General features: G+C 68.6%; 7 protein-coding genes. 2 read left to right on the forward strand and 5 right to left on the reverse strand.

Features of this window, described 5'->3' with window-relative positions:
• Both FXN61_RS47760 and FXN61_RS47765 read left to right on the forward strand, forming a co-directional pair.
• Nucleotides 1-289, forward strand: a 289-nt coding sequence (locus FXN61_RS47760; protein WP_167980386.1) for an ArsR/SmtB family transcription factor, incomplete at its 5' end; no start/stop codon positions are given.
• Entirely contained in the window at nucleotides 286-681 is a 396-nt protein-coding gene (locus FXN61_RS47765; RefSeq protein WP_167980387.1) for a Fur family transcriptional regulator, read from the forward strand. The genes FXN61_RS47760 and FXN61_RS47765, both read left to right, overlap by 4 nt.
• Nucleotides 682-712: 31 nt before the next feature.
• On the opposite strand, the gene FXN61_RS47770 is transcribed toward FXN61_RS47765, so the two are convergent.
• The 5 genes from FXN61_RS47770 to FXN61_RS47790 are packed head-to-tail and all read right to left on the reverse strand — an operon-like array spanning nucleotide 713 to nucleotide 4,083.
• A complete protein-coding gene (locus tag FXN61_RS47770; protein ID WP_167980388.1) occupies nucleotides 713-1,417 on the reverse strand; it encodes a TIGR03943 family putative permease subunit in 705 nt (234 codons plus the stop codon).
• On the reverse strand, nucleotides 1,414-2,424 hold the full coding sequence (locus FXN61_RS47775; protein ID WP_167980389.1) for a permease: 1,011 nt from the start codon (nucleotides 2,422-2,424) through the stop codon (nucleotides 1,414-1,416). Before FXN61_RS47775 ends, FXN61_RS47770 begins: the two co-directional genes overlap by 4 nt.
• A complete protein-coding gene (locus tag FXN61_RS50425; protein WP_188136267.1) occupies nucleotides 2,421-2,846 on the reverse strand; it encodes a hypothetical protein in 426 nt (141 codons plus the stop codon). Before FXN61_RS50425 ends, FXN61_RS47775 begins: the two co-directional genes overlap by 4 nt.
• A gap of 23 nt (nucleotides 2,847-2,869) precedes the next feature.
• Nucleotides 2,870-3,268 (reverse strand): YbjN domain-containing protein, encoded by a 399-nt coding sequence (locus FXN61_RS47785; protein WP_167980390.1) that lies wholly within the window; start codon nucleotides 3,266-3,268, stop codon nucleotides 2,870-2,872.
• The gene (locus FXN61_RS47790) at nucleotides 3,265-4,083 is read right to left on the reverse strand and encodes an isoprenyl transferase (RefSeq protein ID WP_167980391.1); all 819 of its coding nucleotides are present in this window, start codon (nucleotides 4,081-4,083) and stop codon (nucleotides 3,265-3,267) included. Before FXN61_RS47790 ends, FXN61_RS47785 begins: the two co-directional genes overlap by 4 nt.
• Nucleotides 4,084-4,147 lie beyond the last annotated feature (64 nt).

Raw genomic sequence — 4,147 nt, forward strand, 5'->3', positions numbered from 1 at the left:
CCGCGCCGCCCACACGCTCGCCGAGGCGGGCGACCTGCTGCGCGCGCTGGCCGCCCCTGTGCGCATCGCCATCGTGCTGCAGCTGCGGGAACACGACCGCTGTGTGCACGAGCTGGTCGAGGCACTGGGCGTGGCGCAGCCGCTGATCAGCCAGCACCTGCGCGTGCTGAAGTCCGCGGGTGTGGTGCATGGAGAACGACACGGCCGCGAGGTCGTGTATCGGCTGGTAGACGAACACCTGGCGCACATCGTCGTGGACGCTGTGACGCACGTCGAGGAGAAGTTGTGACCGGACTGAGGTCCACCAAACAGCGCACGGCGGTGTCGAACCTGCTCGACCAGCTCGACGACTTCCGCAGCGCCCAGGAACTGCACGAGGAACTACGCCGCCGTGGGGAAGGCATCGGCCTGACAACGGTCTACCGAACCCTGCAGTCCCTCGCGGACGCGGGCCAGGTCGACGTCCTGCGCACCGACTCGGGCGAGGCCATCTACCGCCGTTGCTCGGCCCACCACCACCATCACCTCGTGTGCCGCCACTGCGGCCGCACGGTGGAGGTGGAGGGCCCTGCCGTGGAGAAGTGGGCTGACCGTGTCGCGGCCGAGAACGGCTTCTCCGAGGTCAGCCACACCGTCGAGATCTTCGGCACGTGCGCGGAGTGCACGGCCAAGAACCTCTAGTTCGACTGGTCCGCCGAGCCGGGTCGCGCCGCTAGCTCTCGTAGGGCTCGACCGGCTCGGCGACCGACGTCGAAGACTCCACCGTGAAGCTCGGCACCCAGCTGTTCTTCTCGGACGCCGACTTCGGCACGACCTGCCCGGTCAGCTCCACCCACTGCTCATCGGGCAGCGAAGGCACGTCCCCGATCAGCTTCACCTTCAACGGCCGCGCGTCAGCCGCACAGCACGAGATGGCGAGCCGCGCCACGAACGTGTCGCCTTCCGCACGCGTCAGGAACCCGGTCAGCTTCACGCGACGACCGTCCAGCGTTCCGGACTCGTCCCACGCCGTGCGCGTGACGAACTCCGTCATGGACAACGGGATGACGTCCCCTGACGGCAGTTCGCCCAGCAGGTTGCGGGATCGCTGCGTCTGGTTCGTGTCGGCCGCCGAGCTGACGACGTCGCCGCCCAGGGCGGGCGGCGAGATCAGGAACACCGCCATCACCGGCAGCAGCATCAACCAGGTCGAACGCGACGAGTGCGAGTGTTCGTGATCGTCATCTGAGACGGCCTTGCCGCGCCGGATGTCACGGATGATCGCGAACAGCGCCAGGCCGATCATGATCGTGCCCGCGGCGATCAGCAGCGGCAGCAGGCCCTTCTGGACGTAACGCAAGTACAACCCGGAGAAGCTGATCTTCAGCAGCGCGCCGCCGAGCAGGACCAGCAGGATGTTCTGGGTTTCCCGCCTCACAGCAGCACCACTCCCGTCACCACCGCGCACAAGATCGCCACTACGAAGGTAGCCGGTGCGAAGCGGAAGGCGAAGGACTTTCCGAACGCACCCGCCTGCAGCGCGATCAGCTTCACGTCAACGGCAGGGCCGACGACCAGGAACACCAGCCGCGGCAGCAGCGGCAGTGCGGAGAACGCCACCGCCACGAACGCGTCGGCCTCCGAGCACAGCGCCAGGATCACGGCCAGGAACGCCATCACCAGCACGCCCAGAACCAGCTGCCCGCCCAGCGTCTGCATCCAGGCGACGGGCACGAACGTCTTGAACGCCGCCGCGAACAGCCCGCCCAGCACCAGGAAGCCGCCGGCGTCCACGAGATCGTGGCGCGCGCTCTCGGCGAACACGGCCCACTTCGAGGTACCGGAGTGGTCCTGCATACGCGCCAACGCGCGCTCTGCGATCCATTCGGCCTTGCCGAAGCGGACCCACAGCCAGCCCATGACCACCGCGGTCAGCAACGACCCCACGAACCGGGCGACGACCATCATCGGGGTGTCGTTGAACGCCACCGCCGTCGACACCAGCACGATCGGGTTCACCGCGGGCGCGGCCAACAGGAACGTCAGCGCCACAGCCGGCGCGACGCCCTGCTGCATGAGCCTCTTGGCCACCGGTACCGACGCGCACTCACACCCCGGCAGCGCCACCCCGGCGACACCCGCCACGGGCACGGCCAACGCGGTGCGAGTGGGCAGCAACCGGCGCAGAGCCGAGGCTGGCACGAACGCGGCGATGGCGCCGGAGATCAACACGCCCAGGACCAGGAACGGCATGGCCTGCACGCAGATCGCCACGAACACGGTCGCCGCGGTGCGCAGCTTCGGCACGTCCAGAAGATCGACCAGCCGGGACTGGAAGAGCAGTGCGAGAACCAGGATCCCGCACAGCACCTCCAGCGACGTGATCTTCAGCCGAGGCGGGCCTGAGCGCCGCTTCGACGAGCGGATCTCGCCGGTGATCGTCATTCGGCGTCCAGGTCCAGCAGACGGCGGTAGGTACGCGCCATGCCCTCGCGGATCTCGTCGGGCGACGGCGGCTCGGCGAACTCGGCCTCTTCCTCTGCGAGGTCGGCGTCGTCGTCGAAGTCGACGGGCGTGCCGTTGACCATCTCCTCGGCGTCCTCTTCTTCGAGGGCGGCCTCGCGCAGTTCCTCGATCGTGGCGCTGACGTCCTCGGCGCTCAGCGCGGGCAGCATCGGCTTCACGATGGCCAGCACGCCGCCCTCGGCGTCATCCAGCGCCACGGCCTCTGCCAGCGCGACGGCGTGGTCGCGCTCGTAGGGGCCGCAGATGAACGAGTCCCAGTCGTCGCCGCCAGAAGGCTCGAACGTGACGGTCCACGGGAACTCGTTGACGTCCGCGTCCTCTTCCGGCTCGTAAATGATCACGCCACCCATGGAAGGGTCCTTTCTCAAGAAAAGCGGGAGAGGAGCTCGCCGCGCACCTGCGACGCGGTCGACACAACCAGCATCAGCAGCGTGCTCAGCGGTTCCGGCTTGAGGCCGTCCGCCGGGAACGCGTACCGCAGCATCACGTCCGTGCCGCGTTCGGACGGAATGACGCCGAGCGTGCCGAACAGGCCCTGACCAGCGCGTTCGGCCACCCACACCGCCACATCGCCGACCAGGTCCCACGCGACGACGACCGTCAGCGAGAGCACGGTCAGCCCCTCGGACAGTTCCATGCCCTGCACGGCGCACGGCACGTCGCCGTGGCGGAAGCTCAACGCGCCGTCGTCGTCCACGGACACGTCGTGGAACAGCTCCAGCGCCTTGCGCGCGGCCTCCAGAGCCTCACCGCTCGCGTTCACGACACCTCCGAATCGGGCTTGTCGATCGCACCACCGAAGCGGCGGTCGCGCTCGGCGAAGTTCTCGACGGCCCGCCACAGGTCACGGCGGTCGAAGTCGGGCCACAGGATGTCCTGGAACACCAGCTCGGCGTACGCGGACTGCCAGAGCATGAAGTTCGAGGTGCGCTGCTCACCGGACGGCCGGATGAACAGGTCCACGTCCGGCATCTCCGGCTGGTACAGGTAGCGCGCGATGGTCTTCTCGTCGACCTTGTCCGGGTTGATCTGCCCGGCGGCGGCCAGCCGCGCGATCTCGCGGGCGGCGTCACCGATCTCGGCGCGGCCGCCGTAGTTGATGCACATCGCGAGGTTGAGCTGGTCGTTGTCGCGGGTGCGCTCCTCCGCGACCTCCAGCTCCTTGATCACGCTGCGCCACAACCGCGGCCGGCGCCCCGCCCAGCGCACCCGCACGCCCAGTTCGTCGAGCTCGTCGGTGCGGTGGTGGATCACGTCACGCGAGAAGCCCATGAGGAACCGGACCTCTTCGGGGCTGCGGCGCCAGTTCTCGGTGGAGAAGGCGTACAGCGACAGCCACTTCACGCCCATCTCGATCGCGCCCTTGGCGACCTCGACGACGACCTGCTCACCGCGCTTGTGGCCCTCGACCCGCGACAGTCCGCGCTGGTTGGCCCAGCGGCCGTTGCCGTCCATGACGATCGCGATGTGCTTCGGCACGAACTCGACGGGGATGGCCGGAGGCACGGCGCCGGACGGATGCGGCTCCGGCGGGCGCGGGACGCGCTTCTCACGCTCGGAGCGGCGACGACGCAGCATGGGACTCGGCATCCTTCCTGAGTTTCGGGTGGCCGCCAGATTAGCCGTCGTCCGGCTTCGCCTT

Source organism: Lentzea indica (assembly GCF_012184385.1).
In the GTDB taxonomy this organism is placed as follows: Bacteria; Actinomycetota; Actinomycetes; order Mycobacteriales; family Pseudonocardiaceae; genus Lentzea; species Lentzea indica.

What these genes read in the sequence shown, in the direction of transcription:
- FXN61_RS47790 (WP_167980391.1), bottom strand. Translation starts at nt 4,083, where the DNA reads ATGCTGCGTCGTCGCCGCTCCGAGCGTGAGAAGCGCGTCCCGCGCCCG.
- FXN61_RS47775 (WP_167980389.1), bottom strand. Translation starts at nt 2,424, where the DNA reads ATGACGATCACCGGCGAGATCCGCTCGTCGAAGCGGCGCTCAGGCCCG.